The following is a 26,894-nucleotide window of genomic DNA, read 5'->3' as shown; positions in this document are numbered from 1 at the left end:
GAATTTCTATATACATTCTGAATAAAGGATACGGATTATGTTCGGCAAACAACTTTTTGAAGAAGTCAGCTCCAAAATCAGCGAAACCATCGCTAACAGCCCTGCCAAAGACATGGAAAAAAACGTTAAAGCCATGCTCGGCAGCGCGTTCAACCGCATGGATTTGGTAACCCGAGAAGAATTCGACATCCAACAACAGGTTTTGATTAAAACCCGTACCAAGCTGGCCGAATTGGAAGCCCGTTTGGCCAAACTCGAAGCCGCCCAAGAGCCTGAAGAAGCTGCTTTGAAAGCTGCCGAAGCCGCTGCTGAAGAAGCGGTTGCCGAAATCGCACAACAAACCGAAGCCGCCGAATAAGGCCGTCTGAAACATGTCGCTTGCTTTGGTTTACAGCCGCGCTTTAAGCGGTATGAACGCGCCGTTGGTCGAAGTGGAAGCCCACCTTGCCAACGGCTTGCCACATTTCAATATCGTCGGATTGCCCGATACTGAAGTCAAAGAAAGCCGCGACCGTGTGCGTGCCGCCATTATCCAAAGCGGTTTCGACTTTCCCGCCAAGAAAATTACCGTCAACCTCGCACCGGCCGACCTCCCAAAAGAATCCGGCCGTTTCGATTTGCCGATTGCTTTAGGCATTCTTGCCGCATCGGGACAAATCAACCCTGAAAAGCTCGCCCAATATGAGTTTGCCGGAGAATTGGCACTGTCCGGCCTGCTGCGTCCCGTACGCGGTGCGCTGGCTATGGCATGGCAGGGAATGCAGGCCGGCCGTTCGTTCGTCTTGCCGCAAGAAAATGCCGAACAGGCTGCCGTTATGCGCGGTATCGCGGTTTATGGTGCGCGCTCTTTAGGCGAAGTGGCCGCACATTTAAACGGTATCGAACCGTTGACACAAACTGAATGCAAGCTGACGCAAAGGCCGTCAGAACAAAGTAAAATACCTGATTTAGCCGATGTTAAAGGCCAGCATACCGCCCGCCTTGCTTTGGAAATCGCAGCGGCAGGCGGACACAGCCTGCTGATGATGGGTCCGCCGGGTACAGGCAAATCCATGCTTTCGCAACGTTTGCCCGGCATCCTTCCTCCTTTGACCGAAGACGAATTGGTCGAAGTATGGGCATTGCGTTCGCTCCTGCCCAACTATCAACAGCAACTCGACAGCAACCGTCCTTTCCGCAGCCCTCATCACAGCGCCAGCTCAGCTGCCATGGTAGGCGGCGGTTCAGACCCACGTCCGGGCGAAATTTCATTGGCACACCACGGAGTGTTGTTTTTAGACGAATTGCCCGAGTTTGACCGTAAAGTATTAGAAGTATTGCGCGAACCTTTGGAAAACGGCGAAATCCATATTTCCCGCGCCGCACGCCAAGCAGTTTATCCGGCAAAGTTCCAACTTGTCGCCGCCATGAACCCCTGCCCTTGCGGCTATCTTGGACATCCGTCCAAACCTTGCCGCTGCACGCCTGAAAGCGTTGCCCGCTACCGCAACAAAATTTCAGGGCCATTGCTCGACCGTATTGATTTAACCATCGAAGTACCCAGCCTTTCCGCTGCCGAGCTGATGCAACAAGAAGCAGGCGAATCCAGTGCCACCGTATTGGAACGCGTTACCGCCGCACGAAAAATCCAATACAACAGACAGGGCAAAGTCAATGCAGAACTGAGTGTCGGCGAGCTCGATGGCAAAGCCCGCATCCAAAAAGAAGCGCAAGAAGCCTTGGGAACCATGCTTGAAAAACTGTCCCTTTCCGCACGAAGTTTTCACCGCATCATGCGCGTCGCCCGTACGCTGGCCGATTTGGCAGGCGACGAAGAAGTCAGCAAAACCCATGTGATGAAAGCCATCGGCTTCCGTCGCGCCCTTTAACTTTTCAGACGGCCTGAATCTTTATGTTTAAGTAAAACTAGAGTAAACAAAGCATCAGGATTTTGCCGTCTATAACGGTTATTGATAAAATATCGAATCCAAACTCAGACAGTCTCCTTTCAGACCGTCTGAACACATTATTACAAGGTAAGTCATGAAAAAATCTACACAATATGGCAAAGGCTTGGCCGGTTTCTTTTTCGGCCTGATACTGGCAACAGGTATTATTGCCAGTATTTTGTTCTTCTTGAACCAAGGCAAGCAAAACGTTTTCAAAGAGCTGACTCAGCCTAAACAAAGCGAAGAACCTGAAATCCTGAAACCTCAGGACAAAGCAGAGAAACGCCCAGCTACCGACACTTCATCTACCCAAGCAGATGAAGAAAAAGCCAAAGCAGAAAAAGAAGCGGCAGAGAAAGAAGCCAAAGCTAAAGAAGAGGCTGAAAAGGCTGCCAAAGAAGCTGAAGAAAAAGCTCAAGCAGAAAAAGAAGCTCAGGAAAAAGCCGAACAAGCAGCCAAAGAAAAAACAGAGCAAGCTGCTGCTGATAAAGCCGAACGCGAAGCTAAGGAAAAAGCTGCGAAAGCTGAAGCAGAAAAAGAAGCTACTAAGAAAAAACTGGCCGAGAAAAAAGCCGAGTTAGAGAAAAAACGCGCAGAAAAAGCCAAAGCAGAAAATGAAGCTGCCAATAAAGCTGCCAAAGACAAAAAAGCAGCCGACCAGCTGACAGCCAAACAAAAAGAGCGTGCCGAGCGCAAACTGGCCGAGAAAAAAGCGGCCGAAGCCAAGAAACAAAACAAGCCGACACCTGAGCAAATCCTCAACAGCGGCAGCATCGAAAAAGCACGTAAAGCAGCAAATGCCTCTGCAACAAAAGAAAGCAGCAACGCTGTAAGTAAACAGTCAGCAGAAAAAGCCGAAACAGCTGCTAACAGCGGTAAAAAAGCATTCCTGCAACTTGGTTCATATGCAGACCGCTCCAGCGCAGACTCACAACGTGCAAAATTGGCTATTTTAGGTGTTTCTTCAAGAGTGGTTGAATCGCAAAACGGCGACAAAACCATTTACCGAGTTCAAAGTAACACTATGCCGCAGGAAGCCGCTGTAAAACTGCAAAAAAACCTGCAAGGCCATAATATCAACAGCTTGATTCGTTCTACCAAATAATGGAATCACTGATGAAGCAGAGTATAAAACAAACCATTGCCGCACTCGGCCTGAGCCTGCTCAGTCTGAGTGCTCAGGCTGCTACCGAGGGCGTGGACTATACTGTCCTCAGTCGCCCTATCCCGCAGCAACAAGCCGGCAAAATTGAAGTGCTTGAGTTTTTCGGCTACTTCTGCGTCCATTGTTACCATCTCGATCCGGTTTTGTTGCAACACAGTAAAACCTTTGCTAAAGATGTTTCCTTACGGACGGAGCACGTCGTTTGGATGCCTGAAATGTTGGGTTTGGCCAAGGTTGCCGCAGCCGTTAATCTTTCAGGTTTGAAATATCAAGCTAATCCAGTCATCTTCAAAGCAGTTTACGAACAAAAAATCAACCTGGCCGATACCAATGTATTCCGATCATGGGTGGGTAAACAGACGAGTTTTGACAGTAAAAAACTGCTTCAAACCTACAACAGTCCTGCTGCCGCATCAGCTGCTGCAAAAATGCAGCAATTGACGGAAACTTATCGAATTGAAAACACACCAACTGTCATCGTCGGTGGTAAATACAAAGTCAATTTCAACGGTACCGATTGGAAAGCCGGCATGAAAACCATAGACGAGCTCATCGTCAAAGTCCTCCGCGAACAATCCTCAAAACCACTTTAACTATTCAACAAAAGAAAGACGGCCTCAAGGCCGTCTGAAAACTTATGGACATTCTGATTTTATTTAAAACACTTATTCTCGGTATCATCGAAGGTTTAACTGAGTTTCTCCCTATTTCCAGTACCGGTCACTTAATTGTATTCGGTGACTTAATGAACTTTCAAAGCAACGGAAAAGTATTTGAAATTGCTATCCAACTCGGTGCAGTATTAGCCGTCGTATTCGAATACCGCCAACGATTTACCCATATCATAAAAGGATTGGGTAAAGAACGAACAGCCAATCGCTTTGTACTGAATTTATTTATTGCCTTCATACCTGCCGCGATTGTGGGTCTATTGTTCAGCAAACAAATTAAATTACACCTTTTCAACCCAATTACCGTTGCTACCATGCTGGTACTAGGTGGTTTCTTCATTTTATGGGTTGAAAAACGCCAAACAACAGCCAAACCCAAAGTCAATCATGTAGATGATATGCGCCCAATCGACGCATTTGTTGTAGGATGCGCCCAAATTTGTGCCCTTATCCCTGGTACATCACGTTCAGGCAGTACCATCATGGGCGGTATGTTGTGGGGGCTGGAACGTAAAACAGCTACCGAATTCTCCTTCTTCCTTGCCGTACCAATGATGATTGCAGCCACAGGTTATGACATCTTAAAAAACTACAAACTCTTTACCTTGCAAGATGTCGGACAAATTGCCATCGGCTTTATCGCAGCATTTATCGCCGGTTTATTGGCAGTAAAAGCTTTGCTGAAATTTGTCTCCAGTAAAAACTATGTGCCTTTTGCCTACTACCGTATTGTATTTGGTGGTCTGATTCTCCTTACTTGGATGCTGGGCTGGGTCAGCTGGAGCGAATAATCCATCTTCATTCACCAAAGGACGTGCCTGAGCACGTCCTTTTTCTTTATCCGCATCCTCCCTTTCGATCAGGTTTCTACCCCGTAAAAGGCCGACACTCCGCATCATTGCCCCTAAATATCTCCTCGCCGTCCATACAGCTGCCCTTCCCCTTCATCTTCTCGCACACCACCGCCGTCAGCGACTCGTTCAAGCGTAATACCCTCGGCTCCGCCTCCCTGTCCAACGCCACCGCCTTCAGAGTAAACTTCCCCTCCAAGATCCCCTTAGCCTGACCGCTCATCCTGATGCAGAAACCACCCGCCTCCTTCACCGGCAGCTCCGGCCACTTCGTCGACGTCAGCTTAAAGCTGCCCTTTTTCGTATAGAACTGCTCCATAAAGCGCGCATTTTCCAGCAGGGCGGCATGCGCCGCACGCAGGTTGGCCGAGCGGACCGATTCCCGGTAGGCCGTAAATGCCACCGTCGCCAATATCGAAACCAACAACATCACCACCAACAGCTGTATCAAAGAGTAGCCCCTCTGCACAGTTGCCCTATTCCGTTTTCCATCAAATACATTTAAGTACATCTCTTTATTTCCTTTATCTTTTATATCCTCATCCGACAAGAGGCTATCCATTTATCCCTTTACTCAATGTAAAGTCTCCATTTGTCCAGGTCTTCATTCCCGGCCCCATACAAAGCCGCCCGTCAGCCCGAACCGGCAAACGGTTCGGCATCAGGGCGGCGTATACGGCAGTTAACCGTCAGGTTATTTTTTCACGGCAGGCTGTGCGGCCTTAGGCGCGGCAGAAGAAACCGTCGCCTCCGCCTTCAACTTGTTCAGCACCGCATCACCGATGCCCTTCACGTTTTTCAGCTCCTCCACCGATTTGAACGCACCGTTCTTCTGACGGTATTCCACAATCGATTTCGCCTTAGCCGGGCCGATACCCGGCAAGGCCTCCAGTTCGGCAGAAGACGCGGTATTGATGTTCACGGCAGCCAAAGAGAACGCCGTACAGACGGCGGCAAACGCACCAAATAAAAATTTCTTCATCAGATTTTTTCCCATAACATATTTGATTGAATCAGTCAGGAAGTCTACCGAATGGTTTTATTCCACTCTGTAAACACTGTCACATATACGGATAGAGCAACAGCCCATACTACATAAATGCTTACGACATATTAACGCAAATACCGTTTGATTTCAAATATTCTAAATAGTTAACCGTAACTTTCGGTACTTTTGTTCAAGAATAACAACAGAGTTGTCATCCTTTAATTTAAACAACAAGCATGCACGAACACTCAATAAGTATCGGGATGGGTATCGATTCATCAATATTCTTGCACCCTTACCCCATCACCTATCGCCAAACCGATAGAACCGACAGGTATGTAAAAAGCCCCCGACATCAGTCGGGGGCTTCGGAATGGGTGTTTGGCGGTGACCTACTTTCACATGGAAGAACCACACTATCATCGGCGCTGAGTCGTTTCACGGTCCTGTTCGGGATGGGAAGGCGTGGGACCAACTCGCTATGGCCGCCAAACTTAAACTGTTACAAATCGGTAAAGCCTTAATCAATTATTTGGTGATGACTGAATCAGTCAGTAAGCTTTTATCTTTTGAAGTTCTTCAAATGATAGAGTCAAGCCTCACGAGCAATTAGTATGGGTTAGCTTCACGCGTTACCGCGCTTCCACACCCCACCTATCAACGTCCTGGTCTCGAACGACTCTTTAGTGTGGTTAAACCACAAGGGAAGTCTCATCTTCAGGCGAGTTTCGCGCTTAGATGCTTTCAGCGCTTATCTCTTCCGAACTTAGCTACCCGGCTATGCAACTGGCGTTACAACCGGTACACCAGAGGTTCGTCCACTCCGGTCCTCTCGTACTAGGAGCAGCCCCCGTCAAACTTCCAACGCCCACTGCAGATAGGGACCAAACTGTCTCACGACGTTTTAAACCCAGCTCACGTACCACTTTAAATGGCGAACAGCCATACCCTTGGGACCGACTACAGCCCCAGGATGTGATGAGCCGACATCGAGGTGCCAAACTCCGCCGTCGATATGAACTCTTGGGCGGAATCAGCCTGTTATCCCCGGAGTACCTTTTATCCGTTGAGCGATGGCCCTTCCATACAGAACCACCGGATCACTATGTCCTGCTTTCGCACCTGCTCGACTTGTCGGTCTCGCAGTTAAGCTACCTTTTGCCATTGCACTATCAGTCCGATTTCCGACCGGACCTAGGTAACCTTCGAACTCCTCCGTTACTCTTTGGGAGGAGACCGCCCCAGTCAAACTGCCTACCATGCACGGTCCCCGACCCGGATTACGGGTCTGGGTTAGAACCTCAAAGACACCAGGGTGGTATTTCAAGGACGGCTCCACAGAGACTGGCGTCTCTGCTTCAAAGCCTCCCACCTATCCTACACAAGTGACTTCAAAGTCCAATGCAAAGCTACAGTAAAGGTTCACGGGGTCTTTCCGTCTAGCAGCGGGTAGATTGCATCTTCACAACCACTTCAACTTCGCTGAGTCTCAGGAGGAGACAGTGTGGCCATCGTTACGCCATTCGTGCGGGTCGGAACTTACCCGACAAGGAATTTCGCTACCTTAGGACCGTTATAGTTACGGCCGCCGTTTACTGGGGCTTCGATCCGATGCTTGCACATCTTCAATTAACCTTCCAGCACCGGGCAGGCGTCACACCCTATACGTCCACTTTCGTGTTAGCAGAGTGCTGTGTTTTTAATAAACAGTCGCAGCCACCTATTCTCTGCGACCCTCCAGGGCTTACGGAGCAAGTCCTTAACCTTAGAGGGCATACCTTCTCCCGAAGTTACGGTATCAATTTGCCGAGTTCCTTCTCCTGAGTTCTCTCAAGCGCCTTAGAATTCTCATCCTGCCCACCTGTGTCGGTTTGCGGTACGGTTCGATTCAAACTGAAGCTTAGTGGCTTTTCCTGGAAGCGTGGTATCGGTTACTTCATGTCCGTAGACACTCGTCATCACTTCTCGGTGTTAAGAAGACCCGGATTTGCCTAAGTCTTCCACCTACCGGCTTAAACAAGCTATTCCAACAGCTTGCTAACCTAACCTTCTCCGTCCCCACATCGCATTTGAATCAAGTACAGGAATATTAACCTGTTTCCCATCGACTACGCATTTCTGCCTCGCCTTAGGGGCCGACTCACCCTACGCCGATGAACGTTGCGTAGGAAACCTTGGGCTTTCGGCGAGCGGGCTTTTCACCCGCTTTATCGCTACTCATGTCAACATTCGCACTTCTGATACCTCCAGCACACTTTACAATGCACCTTCATCGGCCTACAGAACGCTCCCCTACCATGCCAGTAAACTGGCATCCGCAGCTTCGGTTATAGATTTGAGCCCCGTTACATCTTCCGCGCAGGACGACTCGACCAGTGAGCTATTACGCTTTCTTTAAATGATGGCTGCTTCTAAGCCAACATCCTGGCTGTCTGGGCCTTCCCACTTCGTTTACCACTTAATCTATCATTTGGGACCTTAGCTGGCGGTCTGGGTTGTTTCCCTCTTGACAACGGACGTTAGCACCCGCTGTCTGTCTCCCGAGGAACCACTTGATGGTATTCTTAGTTTGCCATGGGTTGGTAAGTTGCAATAACCCCCTAGCCATAACAGTGCTTTACCCCCATCAGTGTCTTGCTCGAGGCACTACCTAAATAGTTTTCGGGGAGAACCAGCTATCTCCGAGTTTGTTTAGCCTTTCACCCCTATCCACAGCTCATCCCCGCATTTTGCAACATGCGTGGGTTCGGTCCTCCAGTACCTGTTACGGCACCTTCAACCTGGCCATGGATAGATCACTCGGTTTCGGGTCTACACCCAGCAACTGTTCGCCCTATTAAGACTCGGTTTCCCTACGCCTCCCCTATTCGGTTAAGCTCGCTACTGAATGTAAGTCGTTGACCCATTATACAAAAGGTACGCAGTCACACCACAAGGGTGCTCCCACTGTTTGTATGCATCAGGTTTCAGGTTCTATTTCACTCCCCTCCCGGGGTTCTTTTCGCCTTTCCCTCACGGTACTGGTTCACTATCGGTCGATGATGAGTATTTAGCCTTGGAGGATGGTCCCCCCATATTCAGACAGGATTTCACGTGTCCCGCCCTACTTTTCGTACGCTTAGTACCACTATTGAGATTTCGAATACGGGACTATCACCCACTATGGTCAAGCTTCCCAGCTTGTTCTTCTATCTCGACAGTTATCACGTACAGGCTCCTCCGCGTTCGCTCGCCACTACTTGCGGAATCTCGGTTGATTTCTTTTCCTCCGGGTACTTAGATGGTTCAGTTCTCCGGGTTCGCTTCGCTTATCCTATGTATTCAGATAAGGATACCTCCTAAGAGGTGGGTTTCCCCATTCGGACATCGCGGGATCATAGCTTTATTGCCAGCTCCCCCGCGCTTTTCGCAGGCTTACACGTCCTTCGTCGCCTATCATCGCCAAGGCATCCACCTGATGCACTTATTCACTTGACTCTATCATTTCAAGAACCTCTTTGACTTCGTTTACCTACCCGTTGACTAGGGAAGCAAACTTGAAATTCCTACTTTGATAAAGCTTACTGCTTTGTTGTGTCTTAATCCTGCCTTTTGTGTTTCAGGATTAAGTCGATACAATCATCACCCAAATACTGTGTTTGTTTTCTTTTCTCTTGCGAGAGATTTTTTATCCTTTGCAAAGAACAAAAAATCAAAACAAACTCATTGTCTTTGTTTGTTGATTTCGGCTTTCCAATTTGTTAAAGATCGATGCGTCGATATTTCACTTCGCAAATCAAAATAAGCTGCTAAGTATAGCAGGCTTCCTTTGATTTGTAAAGTTCTTGGTGGAGGCAAACGGGATCGAACCGATGACCCCCTGCTTGCAAAGCAGGTGCTCTACCAACTGAGCTATGCCCCCGTTCTTGGTGGGTCTGGGAGGACTTGAACCTCCGACCCCACGCTTATCAAGCGTGTGCTCTAACCAGCTGAGCTACAAACCCGGATTCTCTTCTTAAGCGAATCTTGTCTTCACTCAAGCTTTTCTCTTCCGCATCTTTTACAGTTTACCGATAAGTGTGAATGCATCAGACCTCCTCTTTCTCTAGAAAGGAGGTGATCCAGCCGCAGGTTCCCCTACGGCTACCTTGTTACGACTTCACCCCAGTCATGAAGCATACCGTGGTAAGCGGGCTCCTTGCGGTTACCCTACCTACTTCTGGTATCCCCCACTCCCATGGTGTGACGGGCGGTGTGTACAAGACCCGGGAACGTATTCACCGCAGTATGCTGACCTGCGATTACTAGCGATTCCGACTTCATGCACTCGAGTTGCAGAGTGCAATCCGGACTACGATCGGTTTTGTGAGATTGGCTCCACCTCGCGGCTTGGCTACCCTCTGTACCGACCATTGTATGACGTGTGAAGCCCTGGTCATAAGGGCCATGAGGACTTGACGTCATCCCCACCTTCCTCCGGCTTGTCACCGGCAGTCTCATTAGAGTGCCCAACTAAATGATGGCAACTAATGACAAGGGTTGCGCTCGTTGCGGGACTTAACCCAACATCTCACGACACGAGCTGACGACAGCCATGCAGCACCTGTGTTACGGCTCCCGAAGGCACTCCTCCGTCTCTGGAGGATTCCGTACATGTCAAGACCAGGTAAGGTTCTTCGCGTTGCATCGAATTAATCCACATCATCCACCGCTTGTGCGGGTCCCCGTCAATTCCTTTGAGTTTTAATCTTGCGACCGTACTCCCCAGGCGGTCAATTTCACGCGTTAGCTACGCTACTAAGCAATCAAGTTGCCCAACAGCTAATTGACATCGTTTAGGGCGTGGACTACCAGGGTATCTAATCCTGTTTGCTACCCACGCTTTCGAGCATGAACGTCAGTGTTATCCCAGGAGGCTGCCTTCGCCATCGGTATTCCTCCACATCTCTACGCATTTCACTGCTACACGTGGAATTCTACCTCCCTCTGACACACTCTAGTCACCCAGTTCAGAACGCAGTTCCCAGGTTGAGCCCGGGGATTTCACATCCTGCTTAAGTAACCGTCTGCGCTCGCTTTACGCCCAGTAATTCCGATTAACGCTCGCACCCTACGTATTACCGCGGCTGCTGGCACGTAGTTAGCCGGTGCTTATTCTTCAGGTACCGTCATCAGACAGGGGTATTAACCCTATCCTTTTCTTCCCTGACAAAAGTCCTTTACAACCCGAAGGCCTTCTTCAGACACGCGGCATGGCTGGATCAGGCTTGCGCCCATTGTCCAAAATTCCCCACTGCTGCCTCCCGTAGGAGTCTGGGCCGTGTCTCAGTCCCAGTGTGGCGGATCATCCTCTCAGACCCGCTACTGATCGTCGCCTTGGTAGGCCTTTACCCCACCAACTAGCTAATCAGATATCGGCCGCTCGAATAACGCAAGGCCCGAAGGTCCCCTGCTTTCCTCCTCAGAGAATATGCGGTATTAGCTAATCTTTCGATTAGTTATCCCCCATTACTCGGTACGTTCCGATATATTACTCACCCGTTCGCCACTCGCCACCCAAGAAGCAAGCTTCTCTGTGCTGCCGTCCGACTTGCATGTGTAAAGCATGCCGCCAGCGTTCAATCTGAGCCAGGATCAAACTCTTATGTTCAATCTCTAACTTATAACTTCTGGTCTGCTTCAAAGAAACCGACAGGACAATGTCTAAAACATCATCTTGTCTGTCTTTCAAACAGTGTGAGGCCTAATGCACTCACACTTATCGGTAATCTGTTTTTTAAAGAGCAAATCGAATTATACAGTACATTTAGCAAATGTCAATTAAAATTATCGAAAATTTCAACCAGCTGTGTTATACTGTCTGCTTCGTTTTCTTCACCGCGTCAGCAGCGAAGAACCGAACTATACGCCTCACAACAAAACCAGTCAACACCCAATCTCAAAAAAAATTAAAAATTTTTCACAACTATCTGTATTTAAATAATTTAAAATTTATTGGATTTTATCGTTCGATAGATAAAACAGATATCTAAAGATATAGTCAATTAAAAATAAAATGGTACAATACTCAACTTTGAAGATCTAACCATAGCATACTCTGCGGACTTAAGAAACAAAGCTTTAAACTATTACGAACAATGTAAAAACATCAGCCAAACCGCAGCAACGTTTAACTTGTCAAGAAACACGCTTTACCTGTGGATTCGCCTTAAAAAACAAACAGGCAGCCTAAAACATCAAGTTACCGGTCTAAATGCCGTCAAATTGGATAGGCAAAAACTGGCTCAATATGTTGGGCAACACCAGGATGCCTATCTGCATGAAATCGCCAAACATTTTGATTGTACGGCAGCCGCCGTTTGCTATGCGCTCAAACAGATGGGGATGACGCGTAAAAAAAGACCACCACTTACAAAGAACAAGACCCGGCCAAAGTAACGCATTATTTGACACAGCCGGCCGAATTTTCCGACTACCAACGTGTTTATTTGGATGAAACAGGATTTGACCGCTACCTGTTCCGCCCCTATGCCCGCAGCCTGAAAGGGCAAATAGTGAAAGCGCAGATAAGTGGAAAAAGATACCAACGCTTATCTCTGGTGTCCGCACAAGTCGACAACCGGCTGATTGCTCCGATGGTTTATCAAAATACGATGACCGGAGTCTTTTTTGAAGCGTGGTTTCAGCAATGCCTACTGCCCGCATTGACTCAAAAATCGGTGATTATTTTAGATAATGCACGATTTCACCGTATGGGTGTCTTACGGGAAATGGCGGAAAAATTGGGACATAAGGTATTGCCTCTTGCACCTTATTCACCTGAGCTCAACCCGATTGAGAAGGTGTGGGCGGATATTAAGCGGTATCTGCGAACCGTATTGTCTGATTACGCCCGATTTGACGATGCGATAATGTCCTATTTTGATTTTAATTTACTATAAATAGCCCTGTGGCTTTACTCTTAATTGCCACATTCAACACTCTATATCTCTATATTACTGGCGCTTTAGTCCCATCTACTCTTACAATCTCTACTTTCTCCAATAAAACAATCATAAATTCTAGAATAGTCCCTATTATGAGTGACGAAAAGATTCAACAAAAATTTGAACAAGCATATCACTCTTTTATCGAAGAGGAAAATTACGAGGAAGCGCTAAAACGTGCCGAGATTCTTTGCCTTCTCAATCCGCAATCTGCAGAATTTCATCATAAAGTTGCTTATGCCTATCTGAAGCAATTGAAATGTGAAAAGCCATTGAGGCTGAAATGAAAACGCCAGAGCTGGATAGTACCTATATTCCTGCTTTGGATTTACTTGCGCACGCTTATGGCGCTCTAGATAATTGGGAAAAAACCGGGTTTTACGGTCATCAGGCTTTGGCCCTAAAAGATAAAGCTATTCCAGACCTAGAGCATGAAATCATTCCGATACCGGCTCCAAAAAACGGCAAACGGATTATCTCCTTTTCTTTATTTGGCAATAATTCCAAATATATTGAGCCTGCCGTCTTAAATACCCAGCTTGCACCTGTGCTTTTCCCCGGTTGGACATGTCGTTTTTATGTCGACGATTCTGTATCGGCTGAAGCTATTCAACGATTTAGAAATAACGGAGCAGAAGTAATTAAAGTTGGCGCTCCATTGGACAACTGGCCGGGTACGATGTGGCGCTTTCTTGCCATTAATGATCCTGAGGTTGAATACGTTATTTTCCGTGATGCAGACTCTATTATTTGTTATCGTGATGCAGCGGCCGTATCCGAATGGATAAAAAGTGGCACCCTATTCCACACTATTCGCGACTCAGGCTCGCATACCGCCCTAATTCTTGCAGGTATGTGGGGCGCTAAAGCGGGTGCAGTCCCAGATATGCATGAAAGGATTCAGAACTTTGTCGACGAGGGCTACCCTTCCAGACATTTTGCCGACCAAGATTTTCTAGAAAAAGAATTGTGGGCCTATATCCGTCAGAATCTGTTCGCACATGACAGATTATTTGATTTCTGTAATGCACACGAAATTCCCGGCGAGTTTTACCCTAATTATCAAATCGCTTTCAGCGAAGGGGTTACCAGCTTTAACGCAACGACTGATTGTGAAGACGGCAGCCTGGCAAAATGGACGCTGTACTCCAGTGCTTCGCCTTTGGTCAATCCGGACTACTCGCTCAATGTTGTTCCTGAATTTAAAGTCTGCAGTTATGTGACTGAAGTAAAAAACGGAGCGGTTTCAGCATTTTTGCCGAAGAGATATGGTAATGCGATTAAAGCAAAACTGGCCAGAATCAACATCGAACAAATATAATTTGATTTGATTCCTATATATCTCATTTAATGAACTCGTTATTTATGAGCAAACACATTCTCCTCGGCATTACCGGCGGTATTGCGGCGTATAAATCTTGTGAACTGGTCAGGCTGCTGAAAAAGCAAGGACATTCTGTATCAGTAGTGATGACGGATTCTGCGACAGAATTTGTCTCCCCACTGACTTTCCAAGCTTTAACTGGCAACCCTGTTTTATCGGATACCTATTCAGGTGCTTCCAATAATGGCATGGCGCACATCAATCTGACGCGTGAAGCTGACGCATTTCTTATTGCGCCAGCCACTGCCAATACGATTGCCAAAATTGCCAACGGATTAGCTGATAATCTACTGACCAACTTGGTGGCAGCTAGAAAATGTCCTTTGGCCGTTGCACCTGCAATGAATGTCGAAATGTGGAACAACCCTGCCAACCTGCGCAATATTGAGCAACTGGTTTCAGACGGCATTACCGTGTTTTACCCAAACAGTGGCGAACAGGCTTGCGGTGAAACAGGTACAGGTAGAATGGTCGAAGCGGTCGATCTGGCAGATTTGCTAGAAGATTTATGGACACCCAAGCTACTGAGCGGCAAAAAAGTTCTGATTACAGCCGGCGCAACGTTTGAAGCCATTGATCCTGTCCGCGGCATTACCAATATTTCCAGCGGACAAATGGGCATGGCTTTAGTGCGCGCGTGCCGTGCTGCCGGAGCGAAAGTCACGCTGATTTACGGTCAAATTCAGACGGCCTTGCCAGCAGGCTTGGCTCATTCCGAACAAGCTGTCAGCGCAGAAGCCATGTATCAGGCAGTTCACCGCCATATCCATGAACAGGATGTCTTTATTTCCGTTGCAGCCGTTGCAGACTATAAAGTCAAAAACAGCAGCAACGAGAAACTGAAGAAAAACGGTAATCAGCCCCCAGTTATCGAACTGACGGAAAATCCGGATATTCTCGCATCCGTTGCCGCCTTGCCTTCTCCACCATTCTGCGTCGGCTTTGCTGCCGAAAGCCATCAGGTTTTAGAATTTGCACGGGCGAAACGTTTGCGCAAAAACGTTCCAATGCTGGTGGCTAACCAAGTTTCTGTTTCCATGGGTAAGCCAACCAATCAAATCACCATTATTGATGACCTTGCCGAAACCTCATTTCCGGAAACATCCAAACGCCAAGCAGCAAATGAAATCGTCAAACGTTTGGCTGAATTGTTGGCTTGATCAAACAAAAGGCCGTCTGAAAATTTTTCAGACGGCCTTTGTTCAAACACATCAAATTACAAACCCAATTCGCGCAGGAAACGAATATCGTCTGCCCAACCGGATTTCACTTTCACCCAAATCTTCAAAAAGACTTTGGTATCAAATAATTTTTCCATATCAAGGCGGGCTTCAGTAGAAATTTTCTTCAATTTCTCCCCACCCTTGCCAATTAAAATCGCCTTTTGGCTGTCTTTATCGACCAACACAGCGATATAAATACGGAACAGTCCGCTTTCCTCTTCCTCAAACTGCTCCACTTCAACATTCATCGCATACGGCAGCTCTTCGCCCAAATAGCGGAACAGTTTTTCACGCACAATTTCCATCGCCAGGAATCGGCTGGATTTGTCCGTGACCATATCTTCCGGATACATCGGGATACTTTCCGGCAGATAAGGCTTGAGCAGTTCCAACAGATTGGCAATACGCAGGCCATGTTTCGCGCTGACTGCCTCGCTGGCAGTAAATTCAAACTCTTGGCGCACTTCATTGATAAACGCCTCAAGCGCAAATTTGTCTTTGGCTTTGTCTTTATCAATTTTATTGACCACCAATACCACAGGCGTATGCTTAGGCAACTGCTTCAGTACCACGCGGTCGGCATCGGTAAAGCGCATGGCTTCCACCACAAAAACCACTACGTCCACGCCGCTCAACGCTTCGGTTACGTTTTGATTAAGTCGGTCATTCAAAGCATTGCGGTGATTGGTTTGAAAACCCGGCGTATCGACAAACACAAATTGCGCCGTGTCGTCGGTGTAAATACCTGTTACACGGTTGCGCGTGGTTTGTGCTTTTTTACTGGTAATACTGATTTTCTGACCGATTAAATGGTTCATCAGCGTGGATTTGCCGACATTAGGACGACCCACGATGGCCACAAAGCCGCAACGATAATCCGTCGGGTGTTGCGACTCGTTTTGCAAAAAGGTTTCGATATCCATTTATATATGACTTTCTTGATTGTTTCAGACGGCCTTTGCATTTTCTCAAAGGCCGTCTGAAGTATTATTTTTTAGATTTTTTCAAAGGAAACTTCTGTTCCAACCATTCTAAGGCTTCACATGCCGCTTTTTGCTCGGCTACTTTCCGACTGCTGCCGCGTGCGTTACAGATGAAACCGAGTTCGCCCAAATCACAGGAAATCACAAACATCGCATCAGCCGTTTGCTCCGCCTGCTCTTCGATTCGGTATTTCGGCAGGGCAAAGCGGCGTGCCTGCAAGGCTTCCTGCAAAGCGGTTTTACTGTCTTTCTTGCCGATATTCAAATCCGCACGTTTCACGCGTTCCGCAAACAAATGGCAAACCACTTTTTCCGCCGCAGAAAAATCCGCGTCAAAACTGACCGCCGCAAACATCGCCTCCATCGCATCGGCCAAAATCGAAGGCCGTCTGAAACCGCCGCTCTTCAACTCGCCGGCACCCAAATACAAACCGTCGCCGACATTCATTTCCAACGCGATTTCAGCCAATACACCTTCATTCACCAAAGCCGCGCGCATCCGCGACAACTCGCCTTCCGACAATTTCGGAAAAGCGTCAAACAACATCCGCGCCACGGAATAGTTCAAAATCGAATCGCCGACAAATTCAAAACGCTCATTGTGTTTGGCATTGTAGCTGCGGTGGGTCAAAGCCTGCTGAAGCAGCTCCATATTGCGGAACTCATAGCCCAGACGCTTTTGAATCGCTCGATGCGCCTGCTGTTTGAGCAAATCAGGTTTCATTCCATACTTTCAAAAAACAGCCGGAAAGCACGCCTCATCCGCAGTGAAACAAAATAAAAAGGCTACACCGGCAACTTTTTTATTTTGGCTCATTGTTTCTTGCGTCCCTCAAGCCGATAAACAATCAAAAGCCGTCATGTTCAAACCTGACGGCACTTGCCGACATTGTACCATCAAACCGCCCCTGCACACATCCGTGCGGGAAAGCGGCGAATCGTGTAAAATTATGCCAAATCATCTCTTTGTCAACTCCATGAACAAATTTGCCCAAGCATTGGCCGCAGCGCTCGACCGCTGCATCGTTACCAACACTGTCGCCGAACAAGGCGAGCCCGTCGGCTTCCTCTACCGCGAAGCCCCCGTATTTGAAAATGACAGCGGCTGGCGTATTTTCAGCGGCGACGAAACCGACGAATACACCGACAATCCCGACAATTTCAGCATTGTCAGCCTCTCCGCCATTACCGCAGACAATCCCGACATCGCGCCCCTGCTGACTCAGGCAGAAGGCAGCGCGTGGGAATTGAACGAAGACGGCGAGTTCCAAGTCGTTGCCGATTGGCAGCCGCAAGAATAACCCATCCCCATTTCGTTTCAGACGGCCTTCTTTATAACAAGGCCGTCTGAAACCGAGCCGAATCCCTATTTCACAAATATTGAAGGAATCATCATGAACATTATCGAACCACGCCTCGATGGCACCAACCTGCGCATCGGCATCGTTCAAGCCCGTTTTACCAACGAAATCGGCAGCGAAATGGTCAAAGTTTGCTGCCGCACCTTAAAAGAATTGGGCGTATCCGAAGACAACATCACGCTTGCCACCGTTCCCGGCGCACTTGAAGTGCCTATCGCGCTGATGAACCTCGCTTCATCCGAACAATTCGATGCCCTGATTGCCATCGGCGTTGTCATTCGTGGCGAAACCTACCACTTTGAATTGGTATCCAATGAGTCCGGCGCAGGTGTCAGCCGCGTTGCCCTTGACTACAACATCCCTATCGCCAACGCCATTCTGACGACTGAAAACGACGAACAAGCCGTTGCACGCATCAAAGAAAAAGCCTCCGATGCTGCCAAAGTTGCCGTAGAATGTGCCAACTTGGTCAACCATCTTTTGTCAGAACAATACGAAGACGACGAAGAATAAGTTTCTCTCCGTATTGAATACCGCATATTTTCAGACGGCCTCTCAATCATGACATTGAGGCCGTCTGAATCATTCAATATTCAGCCGACAACCCTCGGCGCTCTCTTCACAAGGAATACCCATGAAAAGCCCACGCCGCCGCGCACGCGAGCTTGCCGTACAAGCTATTTATCAAGCAGGCATCAACAAAACAGCCGCTCCCGAAATCGCCAAAAACATCCACGAACTGTCCCAATCGTCCAATATGGATGAAGAGCTGTTCAACAAACTGTTTTTCGGCGCACAAACCCATGCCGAAGAATACATGGAAAAAATCAGCCCCCTGCTCGACCGCGACGAAAAAGACCTCAGTCCTATCGAACGCGCCGTTTTGCTGGTTGCCTGCCATGAGCTGAGCACCATGCCTGAGACCCCCTACCCTGTCATCATCAACGAAGCCATCGAAGTCACCAAAACTTTCGGCGGCACCGATGGCCATAAATTCGTTAACGGCATCCTCGACCAACTGGCTTCCCGCATCCGCCCTGACGAACCGCGCCGCAAAGGCTAAGATTGACTTCGCATCAGGTCGATATTACCGATCTTTGCCCTGTTTAAGCTAATGTCCTTATACAGCCAAACCATCAAAAAGGCCGTCTGAATTTCAGACGGCCTTTTATATTTCGATTTATTCTGATTTTGGCATTTCATAACCGGGACAGTTTTGCTTGTCGCTACTTGCCCAGATGATACCGCTGTCGTTGTAATAAACGGTACAGGTTTCATTAGCGTTGGTTTCTTTGTTAGGCTCTGCCTTCAAAATATAACCTGAATCGGAAGGATTAGGCATAGAAGCCGTACCCTCAGAAAAACTAATATCGAAATATTGATTCTGCTGTAAATTTCCAGCAGGAAACCCTACAAATGTACTTTTTTGAGTGTAGTAGCGTTCGAGCTGTTGGGCGTTATGCAGCATCTGCGTGCGGACGGCGGCAAGGCGCGTTTGGCGGATATAGTTTTGATAAGACGGATATGCGATGGTAGCAAGAATGGCTGCAATCACAACGACTATCAGCAGCTCGATAAGTGTGAAGCCTTGTTGGTGTTTCATTGTATTTATGTCGTAAATAATTAGAATAAGACGTGAATATTATAGTAGTTTTCTTGCGGCTTAAATGTTCAGATTCGGAGGCAGTTTGGGAATTTATGTAAATGAGGTGCAAATTCTGAAAAATGTTTACTGCCCTTTATTTTTTATTTCAATAAGTTAAACTTCAATTTAAGCCGACCGTCTCTTGGTTGGCCTTGGTCTTTACAGTAAAATCCAGTTGTTTTTTTGTTTCTATCAATATATTTGTTGCTTGTCTGCGACGTTATTTTATTGAATTGGTTCCTTTTATATGTCTAAAGTTTTCAAGTGGGCGGCCGGTACGGCTGTTGTGGTAGCAGCGGCTTTCGGCGGCTGGTCTTTGATGAAGCCTGAGCCTCAGTCTTCTTTTATTACAGAAGTAATCAAACGCGGCGATATCCGTCAAACCGTGTCGGCAACCGGCGAAATCTCACCTTCCAATTTGGTATCCGTAGGCGCAGAAGCTTCAGGTCAGATTAAAAAACTGTATGTGAAACTGGGCCAACAAGTGAAAAAAGGCGATCTGATTGCAGAAATCAACTCAACCAATCAGATCAATACCTTAAATACCGAAAAATCCAAACTGGAAACCTATCAGGCAAAATTGGTTTCTGCCGAAATCGCGCTTTCCAGTGCGGAGAAAAAATATAAACGCGAACTTGCCTTATGGAAAGAACAGGCAACTTCCAAAGAAGATTTGGAATCTGCACAAGACTCTTTAGCCGCGGCCAAAGCCAATGTCGCCGAACTGAAGGCCGCCATCAAACAATCAAAAATCTCCATCAATACAGCCGAATCCGAACTGGGCCACACGCGGATTACCGCCACAATGGACGGCACCGTGGTCGCCATTCCTGTTGAAGAAGGCCAATCCGTCAATGCGGCGCAATCTACGCCGACCATTATCCAACTGGCCAACTTGGAAACCATGTTAAACAAAATGCAGATTGCCGAGGGCGACATCACGAAAGTCAAAGCCGGTCAGGATATTTCGTTCACCATTTTGTCCGAGCCGGACACCCCGATTAAAGCGAAATTAGACAGCGTTGACCCCGGCCTGACCACCATGTCTTTGGGCAACTACACCAGCAGCACGGACACGACTTCCAATGCGATTTACTACTATGCCCGTGCACTGGTGCCAAATCCCGAAGGCAAACTTTCTATCGGTATGACCACTCAAAACACGATCGAAATCAACGGAGTGAAGAATGTCTTACTGGTACCGACACTGACTGTGAAAAAGCATAACGGCAAATCATTTGTCAGCGTTTTGGGTACAGACAATAAAGCTGTTGAGCGTGAAGTGACTGTCGGCTTGAAAGACAGCATGAATACCGAAATCAAAAGCGGCTTGAAAGAAGGCGAAAAAGTGATTGTTTCTGAAATGAGCGCAGATGAAAAGAATAAGAGCAGCGAACGCGCGATGATGGGTGGCGGCCCTCCTCGCTGATTGATTAAGGCCGTCTGAAAGATTTGGCTGTGTTTCAGACGGCCTTAGTTCCTGTGTTTCTATTTTTCGCCCGGAAAGATTATGAGTTTAATCGAATGTAAGAATATCAACCGTTTTTTCGGTAACGGTGAAAACCGTGTGCACGTATTGAAAGATGTCAGCCTTTCTATTGAGAAAGGCGACTTTGTGGCGATTATCGGCCAATCCGGCTCGGGTAAGTCGACACTGATGAATATCTTGGGCTGTCTGGATACCGCTACTTCCGGCTCTTATCAAATCGACGGCATCGAAACATCGCAAATGCAGCCGGATGAACTGGCGGCTTTGCGCCGTGAGCGTTTCGGCTTTATTTTCCAGCGTTACAACCTGTTAAGCTTGCTGACCGCCCGAGACAACGTCGCCCTGCCTGCCGTCTATATGGGCATGGACAGCAAAGAGCGCGCGGAACGTGCGGAAAAACTGTTGGGCGATTTGGGTTTGCAAAATAAAGAAGGCAACAAACCCAGCGAACTTTCCGGCGGTCAGCAACAACGCGTTTCGATTGCCCGCGCGTTGATGAACGGCGGCGAAATCATCTTTGCCGACGAGCCGACCGGCGCATTGGATACCGCCAGCGGTAAAAACGTGATGGAAATCATCCATAAGCTACACGAAGACGGGCATACCGTGATTATGGTCACCCACGATCCGGGCATTGCGGCAAACGCAAACCGCGTCATCGAAATCCGCGACGGTCAGATTATTTCGGATACGTCTAAAAATCCGGATATTCCGCCAAGCAAAGTGGAGAGGATTAAAGAAAAAGCTTCCTGGTCGTTTTATTACGATCAATTTATGGAAGCATTTAAAATGTCGGTACAGGCGATTATGGCGCACAAGATGCGTTCGCTGCTGACCATGCTGGGGATTATCATCGGTATCGCCTCGGTGGTATCGGTAGTGGCATTGGGTAATGGCTCGCAACAAAAAATCTTGGAAGACATCAACTCGATGGGCACAAACACCATCAGCATCTTTCCCGGCCGTGGTTTTGGCGACCGCCGCAGCGGACGAATCAAGACACTGACGATTAATGACGCAAAAGCCATCAGCCAACAAAGCTACGTCGCCTCCGCCACCCCTCAAACCAACTCCGGCGGCACCTTGACCTACCGCAACACCGATCTGACCGCCTCGCTTTACGGCGTAGGCGAGCAATATTTCGACGTGCGCGGTTTGAAATTGGAAGAAGGCCGTCTGTTTGATGATGACGATGTAAAAACCGATGCCCAAGTCGTCGTTATCGACCAAAACATCAAAACCAAACTCTTCGGCGAAGGCGTCAATCCTTTAGGCAAAACCATCCTCTTCAAAAAACGCCCGTTAACCGTCATCGGCATTATGAAAAAAGATGACAACTCGTTCGGCAATTCCGACTCGCTGATGCTTTGGTCGCCGTATACAACGGTCATGCACCAAATTACCGGTGAGAGCCATACCAACTCCATCGTGGTCAAAATCAAAGACGATGCCAACACGCAAGTTGCCGAAAAAAGCCTGACCGAGCTGCTGAAATCACGCCACGGTACAGAAGACTTCTTTATGAACAACAGCGACAGCATCAAAGAAATGGTTGAAAGCACAACCGGCACCATGACGCTACTGATCTCTTCCATCGCGGTCATCTCTTTGGTGGTCGGCGGTATCGGCGTGATGAACATCATGTTGGTTTCCGTTACCGAGCGCACCAAAGAAATCGGCGTCCGCATGGCAATCGGCGCACGCCGCAACAATATTTTGCAACAGTTTCTGATTGAGGCCGTCTTAATCTGTATCATCGGCGGTTTGTCCGGCGTATTGCTGTCTGCCTGCATCAGTCTGGTGTTCAACTACTTTGTCACCGACTTCCCGATGAGCATTTCCATGACTTCCGTCATCGGCGCGGTGGTCTGCTCCACCGCCATCGGTGTCGCGTTCGGCTTTATGCCTGCCAACAAGGCTTCCAAGCTCAACCCGATTGATGCGCTGGCTCAGGATTGATTATATTTCAGACGGCCTATTATTTTAGGGCCGTCTGAAATGCTGTTACCCGAAAGATTTTTTATGAAGACGAAACCTTTTTCCCAAGCAGCCTTATCATTGGCTATTGCCCTTGCCCTAAGTGCGTGCACTGCACCTAAAGCCAATCCGAACCTGACGCTGGAAGCGACCGGCCAAGTCATGAGCACGGCCGAAACTGCCGACCGCTACGATGTAAACGGCAACTGGTGGGAAATCTACCAAAGCCCGCAGCTCAATGCGCTGATGGAGCAGGCGCTGGCCAACAATGTTGATTTGAAACAGGCCGCCATCAGCGTCAACAAAGCTTTGTATCAAGCCAATATTTTGGGTGCGGATTTGGTGCCTTCGTTCAGCAGCTCGTTGGGGGCGAATGCTTCTAAAAACCTGAAAACCGGCAGCCACGGCAATACCTTCAGCAGCCAGCTTGGCTTGAGCTACGAATTGGATTTGTGGCGCAAACTCAGTGCCACTGCCGATGCGCAGGTATGGGAATACCAAGCCACGCATGAAGACATGGCCAACACACGCCTGACTTTGATTAATAATGTCGCCGATGCGTATTTCAATATCGCCTATCTGAACGAAGCCATCGAGTTGGCGCAAAAATCGCTGAAGCAATATCAGAAAATCAACCGCATTGCGAATGCCAAGTTCCGCTACGGCCGAGCCGACTCAAGCCAGCCGATCCAAGCCCAACAGTCATTGCTGAGCGCGGAAAACAGCCTGTTGTCTTTGCAAAACAATTTGGATACGCAAAAACAGATTTTGCGTAATTTTTTGAATTTAAGGCCGTCTGAAAACATGGCCGCCGATCCGGCACAATTCCGCCTGCTGCCTGTCAAAGGCGTGAACTTGGACGTACCGATTACCGTTTTGGCCAACCGCCCCGACCTGCGCGCCGCCGAATACCGCCTGCAAGCGTCGCAACAATCGGTCAACGCGCAAAAACGCAGTTGGTATCCGTCGATTACTTTGGGCGCAAGTTTGAGTACGTCTTCCGATAAAGCGAAAAGTACGTTCAATATCCCCATGTTGGGCGGCTCGGCCACCATCAATCTGCCTTTCCTCAATTGGCAGACCATGAAATGGAAAGACAAAACCGTACAAGCGGAGATGGACAGTGCCAAGCTGAATTTTGAAAAAGCCCTGACCACCGCGCTCAACGAGGTCAACACCAACTACCTTGCCTACAAAAACGCTCAGGCCAGCCTTGCCAATCAAGAACAGCGTTATCAGTTGGACAAGAAAAACAGCCATTACTATCAAGTACGCTACCAGCATGGTAAAAACGAGCTGAAAGACTGGCTGGAGTCTTTGAATTCGGAATACAGCTCGGCTCAAAACCTGCTGAACCAACGCTATGAAGCCTTAAAATACGAAAATATGGTGTATAAAGCCATGGCAGGACGTTATACGCCGAAATAGCATTTTCAGACGGCCTTTGGTTAATTTCCGTCAACGGCCGTCTGAAACCATTCAAGCAACTGAATTTTCATATATAATCGCGCGTTTATTTGATTTTATCCGGACAACATTATGGCCTTCGCCTCTCTCTTTACCCTTTTGGACGACATTACCGCCGTTTTGGACGACGTAGCGATGATGACTAAAGTTGCCGCCAAAAAAACCGCCGGCGTGGTCGGTGACGATTTGGCGCTCAACGCCAATCAAGTAACCGGCGTATCCGCCGAGCGCGAATTGCCGATTATTTGGGCGGTGGCAAAAGGGTCCCTGGTCAACAAGCTGATTCTGGTGCCGCTTGCACTGTTGCTTTCCGCTTTCCTCCCTGCGCTGATTACGCCCTTGCTGATGATCGGCGGTGTGTATTTGTGTTTTGAAGGCGTGGAAAAACTGTTGCACAAATTCCTGCACCGCAATGAACACGAAGACGGACACGATACCGAGCCTGAAGTCACAGACGAAAAAACAAAAGTTAAAGGCGCGGTCCGCACAGATTTCATTCTCTCCGCCGAAATCATCATTATCGCGCTGGGCGTTGTTGAAAAATATGACCTGATGACGCGTTCTTTGGTGATGGCCGCCATCGGTGTCGGCATGACAGTGTTGGTCTATGGTTTGGTCGGCATCATCGTCAAACTTGACGACCTCGGTATGATGTTGATGCGCCAAAAAAGCGCTGCCGTGCAAGGTATCGGACGCGGTTTGATTTCATTTATGCCTTGGTTTATGCGCGGCTTGAGTATTGTCGGCACACTGGCGATGTTCTTGGTTGGCGGCGGACTGATCGCCCACAACCTTGGCTTTTTGCACGATTTCCTCCATGCGCAGCATTGGGACAGCGGCATAATGGAACATATCGCCAATCTGGTGGTCGGAGTAGCCGCCGGCGCATTGGCTTGCGCAATCGTCCTGCCTGCAATGAAATTGTTTCAAAAAGACTGATTTTGTTTCCCTGCCGTCTGAAAACTTTTCAGACGGCCTCAATACCATTTAAAGCATGAATATTTTCCGTAAACTCGAACAATATTGGCAACATCCGCTGCTTTACTGGCCGCTGGTCATCTTGATTGCCGCCGCGACACCGTTCACTTTCGCCCCGTATTATCATTTCTGGCTGATGCCGCTGTTGTTTGGCGCGCTGATACGCCTGATTGAATTGCGTCCGCGCTTTGCCGTCATGACTGCCTATCTGTTCGGATTAATCGGTTATACGGCGCAGTTTTATTGGATACACACTGCCTTGCATGATGTTTCGGGTTTGCCGGATTCATACGCCATCCCCCTCACCTTCCTGCTGCCGGCGTTTCTTGCGCTTTATCCGGCCATCTGTTTTTGGGTGTGGAGAAAATGCAACCTGTCGCGCTGGGCCAAAACCGGTCTCCTGCTGCCGATTTTGTGGACGCTGGCAGAATTTGCCCGCGAACGTTTCCTGACCGGATTCGGCTGGGGCGCCATCGGCTATTCCCAAATCATCAAAGACAGCCCGTTGGCAGGTTTCGCACCTTTGGGCGGCATTCATATGGTCACGCTGGCAACCGCTTTCCTCAGCGCATGGCTGGTGTTGCTGATTGACAACCACGGCCGTCTGAAACACCGCCTGCTGCCCTTATTCCTTATCGTTGCGCTCTGCTCCGTCGGCTACATTTCCCAACAAACCGAATACACCCGCCCCGACGGCAGCACCAGCACGGTTGCCCTGATTCAAGGCAACATCGAGCAAAATCTGAAATGGAAGGAAGAGCAAATCATTCCGACCATTCAGAAATACTACGAACAAATCAGCAAGACCAGTGCCGACATTGTCATCCTGCCTGAAACCGCCCTGCCGCTGATGCGCCAAGACCTGCCCGAAGGCATCTTGGAACAATTCGCCGAACAGGCACAAAGCAACGGCAGCGCATTGGCCATCGGCATCAGCCAATATACGCCCGACGGCAATGGCTACGAAAATGCAGTCATCAATTTGAGCGAATATCACAACAGTACTTCCGATGTCATCCCCTACTACGCCAAGAACCACCTCGTTCCATTTGGCGAATACAAGCCCTTGCCCACCATTACCGAGCGCCTCTATAAAATGATGGATATGCCTTTGGCCGACTTTCAAAAAGGAGGCGACAACCAAGCGCCTTTGGTGATGAAAGATCAAAAAGTCGCCTTCAATATCTGCTATGAAGACGGTTTCGGCGACGAACTCATTGCAACGGCGAAACGCTCCACCTTGCTTGCCAACATCAGCAATATGGCGTGGTATGGCAAATCCAATGCCATGTACCAGCAGCTTCAACAGTCCCAAGCGCGTGCAATGGAACTGGGCCGCTACATGGTTCGCGCCACCAATACCGGCGCGACCGCCATTATTTCCCCTAAAGGTACGATTGTTGCCGAAGCCCAACCGAATACGGAAACCGTCCTCGAAGGCCACGTCAAAGGCTATATCGGCGAAACGCCTTATATGAAAGCAGGCGGCTCAACATGGCTCATCAGCATTTTGGCCGTTATCGGCGTATTCCTCATCCTGATTGGCCGGAAAAAACCAGAATAAAAAAATTTTAACACCTTGTTATACAAGTTCTTTTTTATTATCAAAACTATTTACATACAGAAATGTTTGTAATATACTTATCCAAAACCTAGCAAATCACTCAAATTTTCTAAGACAATCAACCCTTGCGATTTAAGCAGTAAAAACTATTGAATCTATCGTTAATTTACAGAAAAAATCCAACCCATAACAAAACAAACCACAGGCAGTGTTATACTGCTTGTCACACAATAAACAAAAAGCCGTTTTCAGACG

General features: G+C 48.3%; 22 protein-coding genes, 2 tRNA genes and 3 rRNA genes. 17 read left to right on the top strand and 10 right to left on the bottom strand.

All coding sequences use genetic code 11. The annotated features are described in order from the left end of the window. Positions 1 to 37 precede the first annotated feature (37 nt). The 5 genes from FAH66_RS01020 to FAH66_RS01000 all read left to right on the top strand — a co-directional run bounded on the left by FAH66_RS01020 (position 38) and on the right by FAH66_RS01000 (position 4,555). The gene (locus FAH66_RS01020) at positions 38 to 358 is read left to right on the top strand and encodes an accessory factor UbiK family protein (protein ID WP_049332041.1); all 321 of its coding nucleotides are present in this window, start codon (positions 38 to 40) and stop codon (positions 356 to 358) included. Between the two features lie 13 nt (positions 359 to 371). Further along, positions 372 to 1,868 carry a YifB family Mg chelatase-like AAA ATPase gene (locus FAH66_RS01015; RefSeq protein ID WP_137040263.1) on the top strand — a complete coding sequence of 499 codons (1,497 nt, stop codon included), beginning with the start codon at positions 372 to 374 and terminating at the stop codon, positions 1,866 to 1,868. 154 nt (positions 1,869 to 2,022) lie between these two features. After that, positions 2,023 to 3,033, top strand: coding sequence for an SPOR domain-containing protein (locus FAH66_RS01010; RefSeq protein ID WP_137040261.1), 1,011 nt, complete (start codon positions 2,023 to 2,025; stop codon positions 3,031 to 3,033). Positions 3,034 to 3,044: 11 nt separating this feature from the next. Continuing rightward, entirely contained in the window at positions 3,045 to 3,686 is a 642-nt protein-coding gene (locus FAH66_RS01005) for a thiol:disulfide interchange protein DsbA/DsbL (protein WP_137040259.1), read from the top strand. 44 nt (positions 3,687 to 3,730) lie between these two features. After that, complete coding sequence (locus tag FAH66_RS01000; RefSeq protein WP_137040257.1) at positions 3,731 to 4,555, top strand: undecaprenyl-diphosphate phosphatase; 825 nt, start codon at positions 3,731 to 3,733, stop codon at positions 4,553 to 4,555. 76 nt (positions 4,556 to 4,631) lie between these two features. Here FAH66_RS01000 and FAH66_RS00995 read toward each other — a convergent pair whose 3' ends face one another. The 7 genes from FAH66_RS00995 to FAH66_RS00965 all read right to left on the bottom strand — a co-directional run bounded on the left by FAH66_RS00995 (position 4,632) and on the right by FAH66_RS00965 (position 11,232). Beyond that, a complete protein-coding gene (locus FAH66_RS00995; protein WP_070747509.1) occupies positions 4,632 to 5,045 on the bottom strand; it encodes a type IV pilin protein in 414 nt (137 codons plus the stop codon). Positions 5,046 to 5,309: 264 nt separating this feature from the next. Further along, on the bottom strand, positions 5,310 to 5,597 hold the full coding sequence (locus FAH66_RS00990; protein WP_137040255.1) for a ComEA family DNA-binding protein: 288 nt from the start codon (positions 5,595 to 5,597) through the stop codon (positions 5,310 to 5,312). Between the two features lie 385 nt (positions 5,598 to 5,982). Continuing rightward, positions 5,983 to 6,096, bottom strand: a 5S ribosomal RNA gene (gene rrf / locus FAH66_RS00985). A 95-nt stretch (positions 6,097 to 6,191) separates the two neighbouring features. Then, positions 6,192 to 9,080 (bottom strand): 23S ribosomal RNA (locus FAH66_RS00980). Between the two features lie 348 nt (positions 9,081 to 9,428). Continuing rightward, a tRNA-Ala gene (locus FAH66_RS00975) sits at positions 9,429 to 9,504 on the bottom strand. A 5-nt stretch (positions 9,505 to 9,509) separates the two neighbouring features. Continuing rightward, positions 9,510 to 9,586: transfer RNA gene (locus tag FAH66_RS00970), tRNA-Ile, on the bottom strand. A 105-nt stretch (positions 9,587 to 9,691) separates the two neighbouring features. Beyond that, positions 9,692 to 11,232: ribosomal RNA gene (locus FAH66_RS00965) — 16S ribosomal RNA — on the bottom strand. Together the 16S, 23S and 5S rRNA genes with 2 tRNA genes alongside form the textbook arrangement of a ribosomal RNA operon. Positions 11,233 to 11,669: 437 nt before the next feature. Between FAH66_RS00965 and FAH66_RS00960 the strand changes: the two genes are divergently transcribed. From FAH66_RS00960 to coaBC, 4 genes are all read left to right on the top strand, one after another. Then, a protein-coding gene (locus FAH66_RS00960) for an IS630 family transposase (protein WP_137040253.1) occupies positions 11,670 to 12,523 on the top strand; the annotation gives its coding sequence in 2 pieces (ribosomal slippage) (positions 11,670 to 11,985 and positions 11,985 to 12,523; 855 coding nt in all). Positions 12,524 to 12,660: 137 nt separating this feature from the next. Further along, complete coding sequence (locus FAH66_RS10945; protein ID WP_244284960.1) at positions 12,661 to 12,855, top strand: hypothetical protein; 195 nt, start codon at positions 12,661 to 12,663, stop codon at positions 12,853 to 12,855. Next, positions 12,852 to 13,889: a hypothetical protein gene (locus FAH66_RS00955; protein WP_244284958.1), complete on the top strand. Its 1,038-nt coding sequence runs from the start codon at positions 12,852 to 12,854 to the stop codon at positions 13,887 to 13,889. Before FAH66_RS10945 ends, FAH66_RS00955 begins: the two co-directional genes overlap by 4 nt. Before the next feature lie 44 nt (positions 13,890 to 13,933). Then, a complete protein-coding gene (coaBC, locus tag FAH66_RS00950; protein WP_137040251.1) occupies positions 13,934 to 15,112 on the top strand; it encodes a bifunctional phosphopantothenoylcysteine decarboxylase/phosphopantothenate--cysteine ligase CoaBC in 1,179 nt (392 codons plus the stop codon). Between the two features lie 56 nt (positions 15,113 to 15,168). Here the strand turns inward: coaBC and era are convergent, their stop codons facing one another. Next, the gene (gene era, locus FAH66_RS00945; protein ID WP_003679342.1) at positions 15,169 to 16,098 is read right to left on the bottom strand and encodes a GTPase Era; all 930 of its coding nucleotides are present in this window, start codon (positions 16,096 to 16,098) and stop codon (positions 15,169 to 15,171) included. Between the two features lie 64 nt (positions 16,099 to 16,162). Then, positions 16,163 to 16,882 (bottom strand): ribonuclease III, encoded by a 720-nt coding sequence (rnc, locus tag FAH66_RS00940; RefSeq protein ID WP_137040250.1) that lies wholly within the window; start codon positions 16,880 to 16,882, stop codon positions 16,163 to 16,165. 253 nt (positions 16,883 to 17,135) lie between these two features. Here rnc and FAH66_RS00935 point away from each other — a divergent pair, with 253 nt between their 5' ends. The 3 genes from FAH66_RS00935 (at position 17,136) to nusB (ending at position 18,582) form a co-directional block, all read left to right on the top strand. Beyond that, the gene (locus tag FAH66_RS00935) at positions 17,136 to 17,459 is read left to right on the top strand and encodes a DUF2185 domain-containing protein (protein ID WP_137041582.1); all 324 of its coding nucleotides are present in this window, start codon (positions 17,136 to 17,138) and stop codon (positions 17,457 to 17,459) included. A gap of 93 nt (positions 17,460 to 17,552) precedes the next feature. Further along, complete coding sequence (ribH, locus tag FAH66_RS00930; protein WP_137040248.1) at positions 17,553 to 18,032, top strand: 6,7-dimethyl-8-ribityllumazine synthase; 480 nt, start codon at positions 17,553 to 17,555, stop codon at positions 18,030 to 18,032. A gap of 121 nt (positions 18,033 to 18,153) precedes the next feature. Continuing rightward, positions 18,154 to 18,582: a transcription antitermination factor NusB gene (gene nusB / locus FAH66_RS00925; protein WP_003748564.1), complete on the top strand. Its 429-nt coding sequence runs from the start codon at positions 18,154 to 18,156 to the stop codon at positions 18,580 to 18,582. Positions 18,583 to 18,699: 117 nt separating this feature from the next. Here the strand turns inward: nusB and FAH66_RS00920 are convergent, their stop codons facing one another. Continuing rightward, entirely contained in the window at positions 18,700 to 19,122 is a 423-nt protein-coding gene (locus FAH66_RS00920; protein ID WP_137040246.1) for a type IV pilin protein, read from the bottom strand. 289 nt (positions 19,123 to 19,411) lie between these two features. On the opposite strand from FAH66_RS00920, the gene FAH66_RS00915 reads away from it, so the two are divergent. From FAH66_RS00915 to lnt, 5 genes are all read left to right on the top strand, one after another. Beyond that, positions 19,412 to 20,593: an efflux RND transporter periplasmic adaptor subunit gene (locus tag FAH66_RS00915; protein WP_137040243.1), complete on the top strand. Its 1,182-nt coding sequence runs from the start codon at positions 19,412 to 19,414 to the stop codon at positions 20,591 to 20,593. An 81-nt stretch (positions 20,594 to 20,674) separates the two neighbouring features. Next, on the top strand, positions 20,675 to 22,612 hold the full coding sequence (locus FAH66_RS00910) for a MacB family efflux pump subunit (protein ID WP_137040241.1): 1,938 nt from the start codon (positions 20,675 to 20,677) through the stop codon (positions 22,610 to 22,612). 63 nt (positions 22,613 to 22,675) lie between these two features. Continuing rightward, entirely contained in the window at positions 22,676 to 24,058 is a 1,383-nt protein-coding gene (locus tag FAH66_RS00905) for a TolC family protein (protein ID WP_137040239.1), read from the top strand. A 111-nt stretch (positions 24,059 to 24,169) separates the two neighbouring features. Then, positions 24,170 to 25,036, top strand: a complete 867-nt coding sequence (locus FAH66_RS00900) for a DUF808 domain-containing protein (RefSeq protein WP_137040237.1) — start codon at positions 24,170 to 24,172, stop codon at positions 25,034 to 25,036. 55 nt (positions 25,037 to 25,091) lie between these two features. Continuing rightward, positions 25,092 to 26,639, top strand: a complete 1,548-nt coding sequence (gene lnt, locus FAH66_RS00895; protein WP_070631876.1) for an apolipoprotein N-acyltransferase — start codon at positions 25,092 to 25,094, stop codon at positions 26,637 to 26,639. Positions 26,640 to 26,894: the final 255 nt, after the last annotated feature.

Origin of the sequence: Neisseria subflava, from assembly GCF_005221305.1 — a bacterium.
GTDB lineage: Bacteria > Pseudomonadota > Gammaproteobacteria > Burkholderiales > Neisseriaceae > Neisseria > Neisseria subflava.
Note: the sequence above shows the minus strand (reverse complement) of the source record. Positions and strands in the feature narration are given on the sequence as shown.

Bases quoted from the DNA above. Each gene is read 5' to 3' on its own strand.
- lnt (WP_070631876.1), top strand. From the start codon at position 25,092: ATGAATATTTTCCGTAAACTCGAACAATATTGGCAACATCCGCTGCTT.
- FAH66_RS00900 (WP_137040237.1), top strand. From the start codon at position 24,170: ATGGCCTTCGCCTCTCTCTTTACCCTTTTGGACGACATTACCGCCGTT.
- FAH66_RS00990 (WP_137040255.1), bottom strand. From the start codon at position 5,597: ATGAAGAAATTTTTATTTGGTGCGTTTGCCGCCGTCTGTACGGCGTTC.
- FAH66_RS00910 (WP_137040241.1), top strand. From the start codon at position 20,675: ATGAGTTTAATCGAATGTAAGAATATCAACCGTTTTTTCGGTAACGGT.
- era (WP_003679342.1), bottom strand. From the start codon at position 16,098: ATGGATATCGAAACCTTTTTGCAAAACGAGTCGCAACACCCGACGGAT.
- FAH66_RS01010 (WP_137040261.1), top strand. From the start codon at position 2,023: ATGAAAAAATCTACACAATATGGCAAAGGCTTGGCCGGTTTCTTTTTC.
- FAH66_RS00935 (WP_137041582.1), top strand. From the start codon at position 17,136: ATGAACAAATTTGCCCAAGCATTGGCCGCAGCGCTCGACCGCTGCATC.
- FAH66_RS00915 (WP_137040243.1), top strand. From the start codon at position 19,412: ATGTCTAAAGTTTTCAAGTGGGCGGCCGGTACGGCTGTTGTGGTAGCA.
- FAH66_RS01005 (WP_137040259.1), top strand. From the start codon at position 3,045: ATGAAGCAGAGTATAAAACAAACCATTGCCGCACTCGGCCTGAGCCTG.
- rnc (WP_137040250.1), bottom strand. From the start codon at position 16,882: ATGAAACCTGATTTGCTCAAACAGCAGGCGCATCGAGCGATTCAAAAG.
- FAH66_RS00920 (WP_137040246.1), bottom strand. From the start codon at position 19,122: ATGAAACACCAACAAGGCTTCACACTTATCGAGCTGCTGATAGTCGTT.
- coaBC (WP_137040251.1), top strand. From the start codon at position 13,934: ATGAGCAAACACATTCTCCTCGGCATTACCGGCGGTATTGCGGCGTAT.
- FAH66_RS01015 (WP_137040263.1), top strand. From the start codon at position 372: ATGTCGCTTGCTTTGGTTTACAGCCGCGCTTTAAGCGGTATGAACGCG.
- FAH66_RS00995 (WP_070747509.1), bottom strand. From the start codon at position 5,045: ATGTTGTTGGTTTCGATATTGGCGACGGTGGCATTTACGGCCTACCGG.
- FAH66_RS01020 (WP_049332041.1), top strand. From the start codon at position 38: ATGTTCGGCAAACAACTTTTTGAAGAAGTCAGCTCCAAAATCAGCGAA.
- FAH66_RS00905 (WP_137040239.1), top strand. From the start codon at position 22,676: ATGAAGACGAAACCTTTTTCCCAAGCAGCCTTATCATTGGCTATTGCC.
- nusB (WP_003748564.1), top strand. From the start codon at position 18,154: ATGAAAAGCCCACGCCGCCGCGCACGCGAGCTTGCCGTACAAGCTATT.
- FAH66_RS00955 (WP_244284958.1), top strand. From the start codon at position 12,852: ATGAAAACGCCAGAGCTGGATAGTACCTATATTCCTGCTTTGGATTTA.
- ribH (WP_137040248.1), top strand. From the start codon at position 17,553: ATGAACATTATCGAACCACGCCTCGATGGCACCAACCTGCGCATCGGC.
- FAH66_RS01000 (WP_137040257.1), top strand. From the start codon at position 3,731: ATGGACATTCTGATTTTATTTAAAACACTTATTCTCGGTATCATCGAA.
- FAH66_RS10945 (WP_244284960.1), top strand. From the start codon at position 12,661: ATGAGTGACGAAAAGATTCAACAAAAATTTGAACAAGCATATCACTCT.